General features: G+C 62.1%; 15 protein-coding genes and 4 tRNA genes. 7 read left to right on the forward strand and 12 right to left on the reverse strand.

The window, feature by feature from the left end; genetic code table 11:
- Positions 1 to 123: 123 nt before the first annotated feature.
- The 7 genes from OHL12_RS17145 to OHL12_RS17175 all read right to left on the reverse strand — a co-directional run bounded on the left by OHL12_RS17145 (position 124) and on the right by OHL12_RS17175 (position 3486).
- On the reverse strand, positions 124 to 969 hold the full coding sequence (locus OHL12_RS17145) for a 2OG-Fe(II) oxygenase (protein WP_263415161.1): 846 nt from the start codon (positions 967 to 969) through the stop codon (positions 124 to 126).
- 28 nt (positions 970 to 997) lie between these two features.
- Positions 998 to 1306: a hypothetical protein gene (locus tag OHL12_RS17150; protein ID WP_263415162.1), complete on the reverse strand. Its 309-nt coding sequence runs from the start codon at positions 1304 to 1306 to the stop codon at positions 998 to 1000.
- Between the two features lie 30 nt (positions 1307 to 1336).
- A tRNA-Gly gene (locus tag OHL12_RS17155) sits at positions 1337 to 1411 on the reverse strand.
- 78 nt (positions 1412 to 1489) lie between these two features.
- Positions 1490 to 1564 (reverse strand) — tRNA-Thr (locus OHL12_RS17160).
- 224 nt (positions 1565 to 1788) lie between these two features.
- Positions 1789 to 1875: transfer RNA gene (locus OHL12_RS17165), tRNA-Tyr, on the reverse strand.
- 34 nt (positions 1876 to 1909) lie between these two features.
- Positions 1910 to 1985 (reverse strand) — tRNA-Thr (locus tag OHL12_RS17170).
- Between the two features lie 124 nt (positions 1986 to 2109).
- The gene (locus tag OHL12_RS17175) at positions 2110 to 3486 is read right to left on the reverse strand and encodes an FAD-binding protein (RefSeq protein ID WP_263415163.1); all 1377 of its coding nucleotides are present in this window, start codon (positions 3484 to 3486) and stop codon (positions 2110 to 2112) included.
- Positions 3487 to 3609: 123 nt separating this feature from the next.
- Here OHL12_RS17175 and OHL12_RS17180 point away from each other — a divergent pair, with 123 nt between their 5' ends.
- The 7 genes from OHL12_RS17180 to OHL12_RS17210 all read left to right on the forward strand — a co-directional run bounded on the left by OHL12_RS17180 (position 3610) and on the right by OHL12_RS17210 (position 10860).
- Positions 3610 to 4521: a hypothetical protein gene (locus tag OHL12_RS17180; RefSeq protein WP_263415164.1), complete on the forward strand. Its 912-nt coding sequence runs from the start codon at positions 3610 to 3612 to the stop codon at positions 4519 to 4521.
- A 41-nt stretch (positions 4522 to 4562) separates the two neighbouring features.
- Positions 4563 to 5525: a hypothetical protein gene (locus tag OHL12_RS17185; protein WP_263415165.1), complete on the forward strand. Its 963-nt coding sequence runs from the start codon at positions 4563 to 4565 to the stop codon at positions 5523 to 5525.
- A gap of 38 nt (positions 5526 to 5563) precedes the next feature.
- The gene (locus tag OHL12_RS17190) at positions 5564 to 6937 is read left to right on the forward strand and encodes a PQQ-dependent sugar dehydrogenase (RefSeq protein WP_263415166.1); all 1374 of its coding nucleotides are present in this window, start codon (positions 5564 to 5566) and stop codon (positions 6935 to 6937) included.
- 113 nt (positions 6938 to 7050) lie between these two features.
- Positions 7051 to 8217 carry an SMC-Scp complex subunit ScpB gene (gene scpB / locus OHL12_RS17195; protein WP_263415167.1) on the forward strand — a complete coding sequence of 389 codons (1167 nt, stop codon included), beginning with the start codon at positions 7051 to 7053 and terminating at the stop codon, positions 8215 to 8217.
- Positions 8214 to 9119, forward strand: coding sequence for a pseudouridine synthase (locus OHL12_RS17200; protein ID WP_263415168.1), 906 nt, complete (start codon positions 8214 to 8216; stop codon positions 9117 to 9119). The genes scpB and OHL12_RS17200 overlap by 4 nt, the downstream gene beginning before the upstream one ends.
- 39 nt (positions 9120 to 9158) lie before the next feature.
- Positions 9159 to 9662, forward strand: coding sequence for a DUF2393 domain-containing protein (locus OHL12_RS17205; protein ID WP_263415169.1), 504 nt, complete (start codon positions 9159 to 9161; stop codon positions 9660 to 9662).
- A gap of 250 nt (positions 9663 to 9912) precedes the next feature.
- The gene (locus OHL12_RS17210) at positions 9913 to 10860 is read left to right on the forward strand and encodes an OmpA family protein (protein ID WP_263415170.1); all 948 of its coding nucleotides are present in this window, start codon (positions 9913 to 9915) and stop codon (positions 10858 to 10860) included.
- A gap of 220 nt (positions 10861 to 11080) precedes the next feature.
- On the opposite strand, the gene OHL12_RS17215 is transcribed toward OHL12_RS17210, so the two are convergent.
- From OHL12_RS17215 to OHL12_RS17235, 5 genes are all read right to left on the reverse strand, one after another.
- Positions 11081 to 11800: a DUF4230 domain-containing protein gene (locus OHL12_RS17215; RefSeq protein ID WP_263415171.1), complete on the reverse strand. Its 720-nt coding sequence runs from the start codon at positions 11798 to 11800 to the stop codon at positions 11081 to 11083.
- A gap of 44 nt (positions 11801 to 11844) precedes the next feature.
- Positions 11845 to 13515, reverse strand: coding sequence for a CTP synthase (locus OHL12_RS17220; protein ID WP_263415172.1), 1671 nt, complete (start codon positions 13513 to 13515; stop codon positions 11845 to 11847).
- Between the two features lie 144 nt (positions 13516 to 13659).
- A complete protein-coding gene (locus OHL12_RS17225; protein ID WP_263415173.1) occupies positions 13660 to 15699 on the reverse strand; it encodes an LVIVD repeat-containing protein in 2040 nt (679 codons plus the stop codon).
- 68 nt (positions 15700 to 15767) lie between these two features.
- A complete protein-coding gene (locus tag OHL12_RS17230; RefSeq protein ID WP_263415174.1) occupies positions 15768 to 16427 on the reverse strand; it encodes a DUF305 domain-containing protein in 660 nt (219 codons plus the stop codon).
- Between the two features lie 92 nt (positions 16428 to 16519).
- Positions 16520 to 16738, reverse strand: a complete 219-nt coding sequence (locus tag OHL12_RS17235) for a hypothetical protein (protein ID WP_263415175.1) — start codon at positions 16736 to 16738, stop codon at positions 16520 to 16522.
- Between the last annotated feature and the right edge of the window lie 28 nt (positions 16739 to 16766).

Below are 16766 nucleotides of genomic sequence, written 5' to 3' on the forward strand. Positions count from 1 at the left end.
GTCAAATTTTTCCTTCGCCATCTCACTTACTCCAAAGTCAAAAGCCGCTTGCCAGGCAGCTCATCCAAATTACCCAAGTTCGGGCTGCCGCACCATACGGCTCCAAGCCCAGGAAAACTTTTGCTATTTGCCGTCCGGACGATCGGTCTGCTCGCTCTCGTCCTTGACGTACATGTGCGTCGTCTTTGCGACGCCGCCCTTGAAGATTTTACGGATACCTTGCCGAAGCGCAACGTCTCCCTGCAGCACCATGTCGCGCACGGGCTGCTCAGGCCGGCCGCGGAACGAGGTCACATGAAAGTACTCGTGATCTTCCAGCGGCTTCTCGGAGAAGTAGTAGTTCGAGACACAGCAACGTGAGCGATCCACATTCACCTTGCTTACGGAATGCCACGATTTCTCGTGCGTCGCCATGAGCGCCAGGCGATTGAAGGCGCTGGTGATCTCGCGTTGCGGATGCTTCGGCCCCTCGTCCCACAGCTCTAGGTTGCCGCCGTTCTCGTGTGTCCAATCCGGCGTGACGTAGTAGAGCAGGTTCAGAACGCGGTAGGCCTGACGATCCTTGTCGTGCGAATTGTCCAGGTGCGGGTTGAGGAAGTTGTCCTTCGCCATCAGACTGATGCCGCCGGCGTACAGGTTCGTATCCGGGATCATGTCCTGGATGCCTGTGATCTCTTCCACGACCTTGACTACACCCGGTTCCTGGAAGGCGAAGATGATCTCTTCCAGAATGGGCGTGTACTTGTTCATCTGCGCCGCTACGTATTTGTTCTCACGCAGGCTCTTGCGCAGCATCATCGTCTCCTTGGCGGGGAACGCGGCGTTGATCTCGCGCGCCTCAGCCTCGGGCAGCAGGTTGTCGATGTAGCAGCTCTGAACGACGTGCTGCGGAAACTCCTCGCGCAGACGCGGAAGCTCCTCGCGCAAACGCTGCTCAATGAGCGCTCCGTATTGCTGGCGATTCAACATGAGGAACTCCTTGGCTGGGGCGACGAACTCAGTAGTAGGCGTAGACCTTCAGGAACTTGCGCCGAAGCTCCGGGTCCACCTGCTCCAGCAAGCTCAGGTAGAGTTCGCGGATCATGCCCTGATCGCCGTCACCCAGCTTGGCGTAGTCGTCTGCAGCCGCGGGACCCAGCTTGCCAGCCTTCAACACCTGCTCGAACTCACGGATGCGAAGCTTGGAGGACTGCAGGGCTGAGAGGAAGCCAGCCACCCGTCCGCTGGAGAAGGAACTTTCGATCGCCTGACGAACCGTTTGAAACGCTTCCGGATTGCCGACCGGAATCACTGCCTGCTCGTACATGCTTGAACCGCTACCTCGAGTCTGGAACTTTGGAGCGGGAGACGGGGATCGAACCCGCGACCAACAGCTTGGAAGGCTGTGACTCTACCACTGAGTTACTCCCGCTCATCTGAGCGGGCCAGCGAGTCAGCGATTCGGCAAGGTTCTTGCCTGTCGCGGATCAGTGAACCCGCCTCGAAAACCTGGAGCTGATGGAGGGGATTGAACCCTCGACCTCTCCCTTACCAAGGGAGTGCTCTGCCACTGAGCTACATCAGCCCTTCTGCGCTTCCGATTGCCTGGCCCGCATACGGCCGATCAGCACCCGAAAGGCGAAAAACCCTAACAGCACCCACGCTAGTGTCCGGTACTTGCCCGGATCTATTGTGAGCCAGACCCCGATCGCGGCACCGGCTATCACCACAAGGGCTACGGCCATTCGCTGCTGCGATCCCGGACCGTCCAACGTACCTCCTCCGCGTGCTCTACAACAGCCCGGGAAGTGGTGCACAGGGGAGGATTCGAACCTCCGTAACGCGATGCGTGGCAGATTTACAGTCTGCTGCCATTAACCACTCGGCCACCTGTGCCCGGTTGCGCCTGCCGCATGAAGAGGATGGGATCTGGAGCTGGCGAAGGGATTTGAACCCCCGACCCTCTGATTACAAATCAGATGCTCTACCGGCTGAGCTACGCCAGCCAACACATACCGGCCAACAGACCAGCCCAACACACCGCATACAGCAAACAACGCTGCCTATGAATGCGCAGCGCTGAGACTTACTTTAGCACAGGGAGGGCTGGCCTCCGATGTGCAAAGCGGGTCAGCCCGCAAAGACGTTCCGGTTCAGGAAGTCGTTGCGGAACTTGCCCTGCGGGTCCAGCTTGGCCGCCAAGTCGCGGTAGCGCTGCATCTCGGGGTAGCGGCTGTCGAGGACCTTCGGATCCATGGTGAAGATCTTGCCCCAGTGCGGCCTCGCCTGAAAGGGCGCCAGCTTCGCTTCAATCTCCGGCAACAGCGCCCGCACCTCGGGCTCCTGCGGCTTCCAGGTGAAATGGATGGCAAGCGAATCGCGCTTGTAGTGCATGCTCATCGGCATGTCGTCTGCCGCGATGGTCCGCAGCTCCGTAATCAGCAGGTGCGGCGTGATCTTGTCCTTCAGGGTCTCGACTGCTCGAATCGCCTCGTAGCCGTGCTCTCGCGCCACAAAGAACTCGCTCTGCAGCTCCTCGCCGCTGGACGGTGTGAACTCCATCTTGAAATGCGGCAGCCGCGCGTACCACGGACCCACGCTGCCCATCTGCTCGGTGCAGTTCTGCGCCGGCATCTCTCGCAACGGATGTAGCTTCGCCTTCTGCAGCGTTGCCCCGTAGAACTCCTTGGGCAGCGCCTCGTACGCGGGCGGCGTCACGCCCGGCTGTACCTTTTGCTTCAGCCAAACCTGCGTCGCGCGATTGTTCTGCCACGTGGTGAACAGGCTCACGCTATACGCCGCGCCCAGGATCGCGTCCATGTTGTGCTGCAACTGATCGAAGGACAGGTCTTCGTAGACGACCTGCGTCATGTCGAAACGCGGCAGCAGGTCCAGCGTCACCCCAGTGATTATGCCAAGGCCGCCCACATGCACAACCGCTGTCTTGAACGTGTCACCGTCATGGTCACGCGACAGGTGGATGACGTTTCCGTCTGCGGTCACGATTTCGAGCGCCCGCACTGAGGAGGAGAGGTTCTGGTTGTGGACTCCTGAACCATGCGTTGCGGTGGCAATGGTTCCACCCACGCTGATGTGCGGCAGCGAAGCCAGGTTGTGCAGCGCAAAGCCTGCCTGGTCCAGCACCGGCGCAAGTTCGCCGTAAGCCACGCCCGCGCCAACGGTCGCAGTCTTTGCCGCAGCGTCGATCTGGACCGATTTCACCGCGCGCATGCTGATCTGCGCATGATGCGAGTCGGCAGAATCGTTGAAGGAGTGCCGCGATCCCAAGCCCTTCAGCTTCGGGTTCTGTCGAACAATCTGCTGCACCTCTTCGCGGGTGGTCGGCGCGTACACACGATCGGTGTGGAAGTGAAAGTTCTTGGACCAGTTCGTGCGCGGTATGGCGGCGTGATCGTTCAAAGCGGCTCCCTGTGCCAGCGTAAGCCGAGACAACGCTCCCGTGCCGGCCAACGCGGCCGAGCCCTGCAGAAGTTTGCGGCGATTCATGCCGACCCTTATACCCTGCGCGGCGCACGCCCGTACAGACGCCTCGCCGGCCCACCAACGCCGTGCGATATGCTTCGTCCAATCGAACAGCAGCCCCGTTCCACTCTGCCAAGGAGACCCTTCGTGCGGATCGCCTCCAAGCTCACGATCAAGCTCGCCTGCCTCGCCCTGCTCACCCTGTTGGCTGCCCCTGTATGTCGTGCCCAGGACGAAGGCCCCTTGCCCGCGCTGCAGCGCCAGCAGACGCAAAGCAACGCGCAGCAGAATGAGGCGGACCCGGCCAACGCACCGGCTCGCGACCGGCGTACCGGACCGCGGGAGCTCGACAACGAGGCCATCATCCGCATGACCAAGGCGGATGTAGGGGACAGCATCATCACGCAGACGATCCGTACGCAGCCCGGCAATTTTCGCACCGGGCCGGACGACCTGATCGCTCTGAAGAACGCCGGTGTCTCGCAAACCGTGATCAGCGCCATGCTGGCGCGCAACAGCGGCTTGGCTCAGCGGCCAGATCCCAAGCCGGTGGAGGTCACGCCGCTGTCGCCCGACGTGGACGACCCCGGTCTGTACTTCAAGAACAAGCAGGGCCAGTGGGAGGCAGTTTCGCCCGAGCTGGTGAAGTATCGCGACGGAGGCGCGCTCAAGAGCCTCGTGACCAACAACATCATCAAGAAGGACCTGAACGGGGAGGTGAGCGGTCCCAAGTCCTCGTTGAACATTGAACCCGGCACGGAGATGATGATCCTGGCCCCCCGGCTCAGCGATGCCGTCGAGTACATCATCCTTCGGTTCCGAACCAAATCCGACCGCCGCGAATTCCGAGTCAAGACCGGCAACGTCTTCCACTCGGAAACTGGTGCCGACCGCGACCAGCTTGAGATTCCCATTCACAAGGTCGCGTCGCGCATCTTCAGCTTTACCGTTCCGGCGGACATCACCAAGGGGGAATACGGCGTCTTGCCGCCCGGCAACGCCAGCACCCCTGGCATCGCTTACGCCGGCAAGATGTACACCTTCCGCGTCAGCGACTAGACATCCGCTATTCTGTCTGCGCCGTGCCGAAACTGCCTCGATTGCGTCGACGCACTCTCTACTCGCTCCTGGCCGCGCTGCTGTTTGTTGTCGCGCTGGCAGTCGTTCTGCTGCTGCGCTTCCACGCACCGCCTGAAGTGGCTCGCCTCCTGCCGGAATCGGACGCGATCGTCTACTTCAATCTGAAGCCAGTACGCGCCGCCACGCACTTCGACGAGAAGCCGGTCACGCCTGCGCCCGAGTACGCAGACTTCGTCAACGCTACCGGATTTCGCTGGGAGCGCGACCTGGACCGTATCGCCATCGCTCTGCACCGCATGCCCGACCCGAAGGGTCCGAACGGCGTGGTCGCCTACTCCGCCGTTGCGGAGGGCCGGTTCGACACCTCGCGGCTTTCCATGTGGTTGCAGGCAAACAGCCGTTCCATGGAGACCTACGCGGGCCACACGATCTTCACCGTGCCCGGGCAGGAAGGTCGCGTTCTCCGCATCGCGGCGCTCGGTTTCGACATGATCGCTGCCTCCAACATGCCGACAACGGAGCAGATCCATTCCATGCTGGACCGCTACAGCGCGGGCGCTTCGCCCTTCAGCGGGTCGAGCGTGTTGGCGGCACACTACGACGACGTGCCCTACTTTGCGCTGGCTTGGGGTATCGGCCACGTGGGGCTGCCGTTCTCAGAAAATGGGCATGTCCAGGTTTTTGGCGTGCCGCTGCCGCTCAGCGAAGATACGGACCTGGTCGCATCGCTGTCCTACCGCACCGCGCTCCACCTGCGTGTGGAGGATTTTGCGCCCTCAGAGCAGGACGCCGCCCAGACCACCACCAATCTGCAGACCATCCTGAACCTGCTGCGCGCCTTTGTGCCCGACAGCGGCACGGCCAATGAGCAGGCGCTGCATCGCGTCTTCGCCGGTGCGCACATCGAACAGCGCAAGTCGCACGTGCTTCTCACCACAGACATTCCATCCGAGTTGCTCCGCGCCAACGCCAATTCACGTTAGACAAACGTTGGCTCCCATGCTGTAGCATCTGAGCCAATATGCGCCGTCCACGTCTTTCTGCACTGCTGATTTTGCCGCTCGCCGCCACGCTCGTTCCAGCGCTCGCCTCTGCTCAGCAGACCCAGGTCAAGACCGGGCAGTCTGCGTTTGAAGACGCCCTGGAACAGAAGCCAGGCAATCGCATCCACATCACCACCGCCGATCTGCCCGTGCCGCACGAGGAAGAGTCGGTCGACAACGGACCCACCATCTCTCCGCGAAATGGTGCGGTTCCACAGGTTCCGGCCGGCTACAAGGTTGAGCTCTACAGCGAGGGCGACTGGCAGCAGCCGCGCCTGGCGCGCACTGCGCCCAACGGCGACATCTTCGTTGCCGACTCGAAGGCAGGCAAGATCTACGTCCTCCGCGGTGTGGGACCGGACGGCAAGGCGCAGCAAAAGGAAGTCTTCGCCTCTGTCGAAAGCTTCGATAGTTCGCAAGGAAAAACCCTGCCGTTCGGCATCAACTTCTACCCAGCGGTGAATCCCAAGTGGGTCTACGTCGCGAACACCATTAACGTGGTGAAGTTCCCCTACAAGGCCGGCGACCTGCATGCCAGCGGACCGGCAGAGATCGTGGTCAAGGAACTGCCGGGCTTCGCCCAGCTGCGCGGCGGCGGTCACTGGACGCGCGACGTCGTCTTTTCGAAGGACGGCACGCGGATGTTTGTCTCGGTCGGATCGCGTTCCAACGTGGATGACACGGACAACAACCCCGGTGAGTTCCACCGCGCCGACGTACTCGAGTACAAGCCCGATGGCACGTTCGTAAAGGTCTACGCCTCGGGTATCCGCAACTGCGTCGGGGAGGCCATCAATCCCATTACGGGTTCGCTCTGGTGCTCGACCAACGAGCGCGATCGGCTGGGCAATCACCTCGTGCCCGACTACATCACCTCTGTCCAGGAAGGCGGCTTCTACGGCTGGCCCTGGTACTACATGAGCACTGACGGCGGCGTGCAGGACCCGCGTCACGTCGGCAAACATCCTGAGCTGAAGGGGAAGGTGATCACGCCCGACGTTCTGGTACAGCCGCACATGGCATCGCTCGAAATGCTCTTCTACCCGAACGCGAGAGGCGCAGGCGCCTTTCCAGCAGCAATGGACGGTGACATCTTCGCTGCCGAGCATGGATCGTGGAATCGCAAGAACCGGGCGGGCTACGAGGTCGTTCACGCCTTTGTGCGCGACGGCAAGGCAACGGGCGAGTACGAGGATTTCGTCACCGGCTTCGTTACGCCGGACGGCAAGGTCTGGGGACGTCCGGTAGGCGTGACTGTCGGCAAGGACGGCGCTCTCTATATCGTCGAGGACGGCGCAAATACCATGTGGCGCGTCACCTACACCGGTAACCGCCAGACCGCCAGCAAGTAAACGCGGCACAGATGGAAAGAGCGCCCGGGTATGGGTGCTCTTTCTTTTGCCCGTCAGACTTGCGCCATCCGGCATACTGATACGAGCGGCCGACGCCGGTCCGCTGCACGCGCATGAGCCTCAAGTCCAAGATCGAAGCCGTTATCTACGCCTCGGAAGAGCCCGTCACGCTGGCTCAGCTTGTCGTCTTGCTCAGCGAAGAGGCGCAATCGGAGCTCGACGCGCTAGCCGCACGCCAGTCGCAGTTGCCGTTGACTACGATGACGCCCGATAGCGTTGAAACTGCTCCTGCCGATCCAGAAGAAGTCGATGCCGCCGGCTCGCAACCTGCGCCGGAGATCGACACAGCTGACGCCGAAAGCAACGCACCGACGTCCGATCCCGAGGCAGAATCGTCCATCAGTCCGGAAGCGGAACTGATCGAGAGCGCTGCGGGTATCGAGATCTACGGGCAAACTTCAGACGAGCCCGAGCAACTTCCTGAGCCAGAAGTGCCGTCGGAGAGCGGCCCGGAACCGGCGGCTACGACATCCGACGCCGACAAGCGCTCTGCCCGCGAGCGGGAACGCGCAGTGCGTGAATACCTGCGGAGCATCGTCGACGCGCTGATCCGCGAGTACGCCGAATCCGACCGCGGGATCGAGATTCGCGAGGTCGCCGGCGGCTTCCGCTTCGGTACCAAGCCCGAGTACCACGATGCCGTTCGCGGCTTCGTGAAGAGCCTCAAGCCGGCGCTGAAGCTGAGCCTGCAGGCACTGGAAACCCTAGCCGTGGTCGCCTACAAGCAGCCGGTGACCGCTGCCGAAATCTCTGAGATCCGCGGCGTCGACTCCGCCGGTGTCCTGGGCGGGCTGCTCACCCGCAAACTCATCCAGACTGCCGGCCGCAAGCAGGTCATCGGCCGGCCCATGCTCTACAAAACGACGAAGGAGTTCCTTGTCCGCTTCGGCCTGCGCGACATTCAGGAGCTGCCATCCATGGAAGAATTTGAGCGCATGGCCGGCGAACTCGCCGAGCAGGAGGATCTGCCGATGGAATCCACCGACTCCGTTATTGAACGCGCTAACGCCCGCGGAGACGCCGAGCACATTCGCGAGGCGAATGGCGCGGACGAGGCGGCATCCCCCGCCGAAGAGGCCGGACGCGCGCCCGACAGCGCAGAAGAACCAACAGAACTTACCCACGCCGAGACGACAGAGACGCCCGAACCAGAGAATTCGGCCAGCAGCTCTCCTCGTGCGGAAGCCGAGCCCGAGGGCGCAGAACAGGATCCGGCGTGAAGAAGCAAGCCGCAGCACCCGAGCCGCGCGAAGGCGTGCGTCTGCAGAAAATCCTTGCCGAGGCCGGCATCGCGTCGCGCCGCAAGGCCGAGGAGCTTATCGAGGAAGGCCGCGTTCAGATCAACGGCGAAATCGTCACTGAGCTTGGAACCCGGGCGGACGTGAGCAAAGATCACATCCGCGTCGACGGCAAGCTGATACAGGGCGTGCAGGAACATCGCTACTTCATGGTCAACAAGCCACGTGGCTATGTAACCACCATGAGCGACCCCGAGCGCCGCGAGACCGTCGTGGACCTCCTGCGCGAGACCGCGCGGAAGTCCGGTCGCAAGCTGGACGTGCGCCTGTACCCGGTCGGCCGGCTCGACTACAACTCCGAAGGTCTGCTGCTCATGACGAACGACGGCAACCTGGCCAACAACCTGAGTAAGGCCGCCAACTCCGTCGAGAAAACGTACCTGGTCAAGGTCGCCGGCCAGCCGACGGAAGAGGCGCTGGAGCAACTTCGTAGCGGCGTGATGATTGACCGCGGCCGTCTGGCGGAGGTGCGTGGTACCCGTCGCGATCGCGTGATGACCGCTCCCGCCAGGGTTGAACTTGCCCGGCGCGGGGACAACCCCTGGTACGAGGTCACGCTGACGGAAGGCCGCAATCGCCAACTTCGTAAGATGTTCGAGGAGATTGGACATCACGTCGAGAAGATCCGCCGCATCGGCTACGGCGCGCTCACGCTCGACGTCCCGATCGGGGATTTCCGCGAGCTGACCCCGGGCGAGGTGCAGGCCCTGAGCCGTGCAGCCGCAGGCAAGTCCGTGCAGCGCAAGCAGCGGCTGAGCGAGCACGCGCAGCTCAAGAAGTCCGGTCAGAAGACCGGTTCCCGAGGCGCTCGCCCTCGCTTCTAGACTGCCTCAGATTTGTGCCGGGCCTTGTACACTCCAGCCATGGCCACGCCTTTCTCCACTGAGCAAACCAAAGAGCCAGGCATTTCGCGCAACGCCCTGCTTGCCGCCGCTGCAGTAGTCATTCTGCTGGCGTTGGTGCTCGCGGCAACGACCCTCCACCGGGCTCCCCGCGATGCCGGCCAGCCCGACAGCTACGCTGCGAACCTGACCACAGGCGATCTGCAGTTGTCGGAAGCGACGAATGGCACCGGTGGAAAGGTGACCTACATCGATGGCACCGTGAAGAACGGCGGTCCCCGCAAGGTCACAGCCGCAACCGTCCAGCTTGCGTTCCCTCTGAATGACGGAACCACCTCGGCGCCGTTCACGGTACCGCTAACGCTCATCCGCACGCGGGAACCGTACGTGGACCTGGAACCGGTCTCGGCAGAGCCGCTCGTTGCGGGTGGCAGCCACGACTTCCGCCTGATTCTGGAGAATGTTCCTGCCGAGTGGAATCAGCAGCCGCCACAAATACGCATTCTGCACACCACCACCGAGTAGGCCCACGGCCGATCTGCGCCAGAACGCCCGGGTAAGAAGTTCCGGGCGCAGGCAGTAGATTCTGCCGGAGGTTCGGTCCACTTACCGTGAGCAGAGGATCGCTCTAAGGCGGTAAGTGACTCATATCAAAAGCCCAGCACTTTGGCACACGACTTGCTCTAATCCCAGCGTACCGATTGCTCACGCAACCCGGAAGCGCCGCCGGTAGCCGCTAAGCGGTTCGGCCGAACAAAGGAGCCAAGTCATCCACATGTACTCCAATAGCACTCTCCTTCGAGTTGCCGCAGTGTCGGCTCTGTTTGCCAGCAGCACGCTGGCCTTTTCCCAGGCGGCACAGCAGTCCGGCGCAGCAACCAGCGATGCTCAGAGCACCGCGACGACGCAGACCGCGACTGCGCAGCCAGCCAAGCAGGACGCCGCTGACAGCGGCTCCTATGCCACGGGCCAGCCGCTGCCGATGCAGAGCAAGGAAGGCTTCTGGGGTCACATGAATCCCCTGGCACGCAAGAAGTGGGTACATCGCCAGATCGATCCGGTGAAGGATCGGGTCAACGAGCTGGACCAGCTTCAGGCCAAGAACGCGAACGACATCAAGGATGTGGACAGCCGTGCCCAGGCCGGCATCCGTCAGGCGAATGACGCGGCGGCCCAAGCCGATGCGCACGCGCAGGCCGCAGGCCAGCGCGCCACTCAGGCAAACGGCCTCGCCACCCAGGCAAGCACCCGTACCGACGCGCTGCATGGCACGGTGTCGAACCTGGATCAGTATCAGACCGTCTCCAGCACGGCGGTGCCTTTCTTGAAGGGCCGTACGACGCTGGGTACTAAGGCTAAAGCCGACCTAGATCAGGTTGCCTCTACCCTTGGCACGGAAAAGGGTTATATCCTTGAGGTGCAGGGATATAGCCGGTCTGGTGTGGCTTCCTCGCAGGCAATGGCCGATGCTGTCGTCCGTTACCTTGTAACTGAGCATCAAGTACCGGTGTACCGTATTTATAAGTCGGGACTGGGTCATGTAAAGACCTCTTCCAGCACTGAAACGGCATCTACAGAGAAGCCGCTGGTGAACGGAGTTCGCGTCACCTTGCTGCACAACAGCCTGGCCCAGATGGATCAGGGCACCCCCCAGGCGAGCAATTCAACCCCCGCCGCTTCTACCGGTACCCCCACCGGCACTGACTCGGCTCGCATGAACTAAGTTCCACCGCTCGCGCCGCAAAGGCATATCTGCGTGCGCGAGTGGGTATCAAGTTCGGAAGCGTGCGTCCTAGAACGCACCTCCGGAGCACCTCTCCTAACCCGAGAGAACCAAGGCAGATTGGCCCTCCTCCTGGAGGGCCGTTTTTTTGCTCCATTCGCTCACAAGAAGCAGGCCTTTCGCGCCCGATAGCGGCTTGCGCCTAACATAACGGTACCGGCTAACGCACCGTGACCTGCTGAAACCCAAACCCGCGTAGGAGGCTCTCTACGCTGCTGCGCGCATTGTTGCGGGCCGTGTCCAGGATGCCGTCTTTGGTAGCCGCGTCCTGCACCTGCGTTTCCGCGCTGCGGCGGGTGTCCGTTTCCAGGTTGGGATCGACTGGGACGAGCAGGCCCGTAGACCGGGCAAACACTCGCGTCTTCGCTTCGTCGATGCGGCTGCTGAAGATGATCGAAGGGGGTAGGTCCACCTGGATCGCCTTTCCGTTGATGCGCACGCTCTCAGGCTTCAGCTGGGACAGGTCCACGCCTGCAATCACTTGTCCATGAACCACCAGCAGCAAACGGTCGCCGACCAGCAGGTCAGGCAACGCGTTGAGAGCGGACGTACGGTGCCCTTCGACGACCGTGTCCACGTTGTATTGCACTGTCTCCAGCCGGTTCAATCGCTGGATCTGCGACACCACCACTGGCGCGGAGACGGTATCCGTCCGATCACCTAGCAGCGCGGTCGAGATCGTGCCGAAGATGGAATTGGTGTTCGCTCGGCGTACGACGAATGCGGCGAGCAGAACGCCGAAACAGAGACACAGCACCATCATGATGAGCACAAACCCGGCCCAACTACGTGGTTTGCTGTTCGCCGCGATGCGCTCCTGTCGCCGGACTTCGTACTGCCGTTCGCGTTCTGCTTCGATCTTCTCTTCCGGTGTGCTCATGCAACGTCAGATGCGACAAAGAGCGACACAGGCCGGATCAGGTCTCAGGCTGCCGTTTGCTGCAGGGATTGGAAGCTTTCCTGGCTCAGGGCGCGGCCGTGCTGCATGCGGTGCGCGTAGCTGGCCTTCACGAAATCGCGAAAGAGAGGATGCGGCTCCAACGGCTTCGACTTGAACTCCGGATGGAACTGGCACGCGATGAAGAACGGATGCGTCTGCTGAGGGAGCTCGACGATCTCGACGTAGGTGCCTTCCTGCGTTGACCCTGTGAACCGCAGGCCAGCGTTGCTGAGGGCGGGCTCGAACTCACGATTGAACTCGTAGCGGTGGCGGTGGCGCTCGCTGATTTCGGTCGTGCCGTAGATGCGCGCCGCCAGCGAGCCGGGCTCCATGTGGCAGGTCCAAGCGCCCAGGCGCATGGTCCCGCCCATCTCTTCCACGCCGGTCAGCTCGCGCAGCTTATAGATCACGCGGTTGGGCGTCGCCGGATCGAACTCGCCGGAGTTCGCGTCCTTCAGCCCGCAGACGTTGCGCGCAAACTCGATGCACGCGGTCTGCATGCCCAGGCAGATGCCGAAGTACGGAACCTTGTTTTCGCGGGCAAAGCGTATACCGTTCAGCATGCCTTCGATGCCGCGCTTGCCGAAGCCGCCCGGCACCAGGATGCCGTCGAAGCTGTCGAGCTGCTGGGTGTACGAGCCGTCCGCGGTTTCCAGCCCTTCGGCTTCGATCCAGGTCACACGCAGCTTCAGATTGCTGTCCAGCGCGCCGTGAACCAGCGCCTCCTTCAGCGACTTGTAGCTGTCCTCGTACTCCACGTACTTGCCGACGATGCCAATGTGAACCTCGTCTCGGGGATGGTACGCACGATGGACCAGGTCATTCCACTTGTCCAGCTTTGCCTCGGCCGCGTCATCCAGGCGAAGGTACTTCAGAACCAACGTGTCGACGTTTTCCTGCGCCAGGGCGAGCGGCAACTCATAGATGTTGGCGACGTCACGAGCCGCGATCACTGCGGCCTCTTCCACGTTGCAGAAGGCCGCGATCTTGGACCGCATCTCTCGCGGCAATTCACGCTCCGACCGGCACAGCAGGATATCGGGCTGGATGCCGATGCTCAGCATCTCCTTCACCGAGTGTTGCGTGGGCTTGGTCTTCAGCTCCTGCGCCGCGGCGATCCATGGAACCAGGGTCACGTGGACAAACAGGGTATTGTCGCGACCCAGGTCCTGCCGCATCTGGCGGATTGCCTCCAGGAACGGCAGCGACTCGATGTCACCGACTGTGCCGCCAATTTCGACCAGGACCACCTGGTTCTCCGAGGCGACCTTGCGCATGGCGCTCTTGATCTCGTTGGTCACGTGCGGAATCACCTGGACGGTTTTGCCCAGGTAGTCGCCGCGGCGCTCCTTGGTGATCACCTGCTCGTAAATGCGGCCGCTGGTCAGGTTGTTGTCGCGGCTCAGGTTCGCGTGCGTAAAGCGCTCGTAGTGACCCATGTCCAGGTCGGTCTCGGCGCCGTCATCGGTCACAAACACCTCGCCATGCTGAAACGGCGACATGGTGCCGGGATCCACGTTCAGGTACGGATCGAACTTCATCATGCCCACGCGAATGCCTCGCGCTTCCAGAAGGCAGCCGATCGATGCGGCCGCAAGGCCCTTGCCGAGCGAAGACACAACTCCGCCCGTTACAAAGATGTATTTCGCTGACATCTCCGCCCCAGTTCTATTTGGTTGTAGGGATTGGCCCACAGAGGTGTGCACGTCCAAGTATAACAACGGGCCTAGCCGACCCCTGAGCAAAACGCAGAAAGGGCTGCCGAAGCAGCCCTTTCGGTTGGTACGCTCGTGACCGAACTATGCGACAGGCGACATCAGCACCTTGGCCAATGCGTGCATGCGAGCGGCGTCTGCCGTGTTCGCTGCGCTGTTTGCGGAGGCCTCCACGTCGGCGGCCAGCTTGCTGAGCGCGGCTTTGTTCTTGGCGCCCAGCTTGCTGTTCTTGTTGATCTCGGCGAGCATGGCCGACGCCTTGTCTGCCGTGATCGCGTTGGACCTCTGCAACTGGTCCACGTACGCCTTGGCGACGACCAGCTTCGACGGCCAGACCAGCTTCTGCTGATCCTGCACGTTCAGCTCGTCGACCCGGGCCGCCTTGGCTGCATCGATCTCATTTTGCGAGAGGAACTTTGACGGCGTGAGCTCGAAGATGTCGAGCCCGCGCGCAATCTCAGAGCCGTAGATGTTGCCGTTGTACCAGTACGACGACCAGTACCCACCCAGCACCAACTGCTTCGCGTCAATTGGGCCGCGATCGAAGTAGGCGATTTCGAACGGATGTGCCGCGTCGGTGAAGTCCATGACGCTGATGCCGCCCTGATACCAGCTCTGCACCTCGATGTCGCGTCCCGGGATCGGAATCAGCGACCCGTTGTGCGCTACGCAGTTTTCCGTGTCGCCCTGCGCGGCGGGCAGCTTGTAATAGCTGGCCAGGCTCAGCTTGTCATCCTTCAGGTTGAAGATCGCATCTGCGCCCCACTTCAGAGGATCGTTCGGACGGCAGCGCGCGCCCAGACCGCCGCCCCACTCGTCGGTGAAGACGACCTTGCTGCCGTCATTCGAGAACGAAGCCGAGTGCCAGTAGGCGTAGTTCGGATCATTCACCGCATCCACGCGCTTGGGATGAACCGGGTCCTTGATGTCGAGCAGCAAACCATTGCCGGAGCATGCGCCCGCTGCCAGGCCGATGGCCGAGTAGACGGTGATGTCATGGCACTGATTAGTGTCCACGGCCTTCTCTTCGCCCTTGTCGTGGGTACCGCCGTTATTCAGTCCGTTCATGGCACCGGTGCGCGGATCCATGAAGACGCGCGGACTGGACACGATTGCGGCCTGCTGCGGCGCGGCTACCGGAACCTTGATCACGTCGATGCGGAACAGTGCCGTGTTCGGATCTTTGCTCTGCTCGGCGCTGGTCTCTTCGCCGTTGCAGCCGGCCAGCTCTGCACTTTGCCGTACAAAGCTTGTACCGCTCACGTAGATGTACACGTTGTCTTTGTCGTTCGGATCGACCACCAGCGTGTGCGTGTGCGATCCGCGGCAGGTCTGCACCGCCGCTACCTGCCTCGGGTTCTGAATGTCGGAAATGTCGAAAACGCGCACACCGCGGAATCGGTCTTTCTGCGCAGCGGGCGTGTTGGCCTTCTTGGCTTTCTTATCTGCCTCAGACTGCGGCGGGTTCGGCGGAAAGCCCTGCGCGCTGCAGTCCACGTGTCCGTTCGGCATCTCGACCGACATGAACAGGAGGTTCTTGTAAACCGACACGTCGCCCTGGCCGCCCGGGCACACCAGCGTGGTCAGCAGTTTGGTTGCGGCCGGGTTCGCGATGTCATAGATGCTGACCCCGTAGAAGTTGCCCTGGAACAGGTGGGTTCCTTGGAACGCGAAGTCCGAGTTCGCGTAGCCGAGCTGCGCCAGTACGGGCTTCAGTGGCTTCGGCATCTTGGCCGTGTCACCCACGCCCAGCACCTTCTGCAGGGCGGTGTTCACCCGTGGATCGTCGGGGTCATTGCTGTCGAGCGTGAAGGCGGGCGGCTTGTGCAGAGAAACGATGCGACGCATCCCGCTGGCCGCTTCTCCCGCGTCATACATGCCTGGCTTCAGCGTGTAGCGGGGGTCGGTTGTGCTGGGGCCGACCATGCCCGGTGGTAGCGGCGGCGCGGGCTTGGCGGCAAACTCATCCAACTCATCGGTGGGCGTGGGCTTCGCGGCCTGCTTAGCATTCGCCGGCTGGTCCACCGGCGCCTTGGGCGTACCCTGCGCGAGTCCAAGTTGTGACCCAAGACACAGGGCTGCCACTCCAGCCCAACACACTAACGACCCGCTCTTTAGCCTCATTCTGCCTCCGTAAAGATAGTTCTTGCCCATGGCGCCGCAGGCTGCGCAGCGCACCTGTTTGCCCTGCTTTATTGCGGCGTGGCCACCGGCACGGCCGCGCTCCCGAACTCCTTGCGCAGCATGCCTTGCATGATGCGAATTTCCGCGCGCTGCGTGTTATCCGCGTCGGTGGCGAAGTTGAAGAGATCGGCATCCTGGCCTGCGCCCGCCGTATTGAACAGGGTATGCACCATGGTCAGAGCGCCGTTGTGATGCTGGATCATGCCGGAGAGGAACAACCGGTCGAACTCCGCTCCGTGAGCGTTGCGTAGCGCCTGCATCTGCGCGGATGTCAGCATGCCTGGCATGGTGGGCATCGGCTCGCCGCTTGCGGTCATCTCCGGCATGCCAGGCATCGCGTCCGGCATCGACATTTCGGTCTTCTCTCCGCGCGCGTGCAGCCAGCGCTTCATGAACGGCATCTCGTCGGTCTGCGACCGGCTGATGCGGGATCCGATCGCCGTCACGTCAGGATTGGTGGTGTGCGTGGGAATCAGAGCGGTCATCTCCACGGCCTGGCCGTGGTGCATGACCATGCCCTGCATGAAGTCAACATCGGCCGCGGCGCGTTGGGGCTGGGGTGCGTGCGATCCGGCGGGCAGCGTTTTGCTGGGAGTGCCGGGCGCACCGGGCTGCACGATCACCGGCCCTGAGCTCTGCGCCGGAGCGGTTTGCTGTGCATGCGCCAACGAGGACGCCGCACATCCGCAGAGCACAACCGCCGCTACAAGCCGCGAGAACACGGAGGTAAGTACGGCAGGTCGCCCGCTAAGATTCACGCTCAGCTTTCCTTCCGGTAGAGCATATTGCGGATTGCGCTTCTTCGCGCCTCGTTCATCTCGTTCAGGCTCTGGCGTTCCGTCGCGTCCATGCTCTGCTTTTGGGCAGCCGCGGTGTCCTGCTCCGTGCACTCCAGGCAGCGGTTGGCATAGCCGGGCTTATCCGGCCGCAGCTCGAACTCTTCACCACACACAACGCAGGTTTTCCAGGGGAACGGCATAACGTGACCAGTGTAAAACGCGTGAATG

Source organism: Terriglobus aquaticus, assembly GCF_025685415.1.
Classification (GTDB): Bacteria; Acidobacteriota; Terriglobia; order Terriglobales; family Acidobacteriaceae; genus Terriglobus; species Terriglobus aquaticus.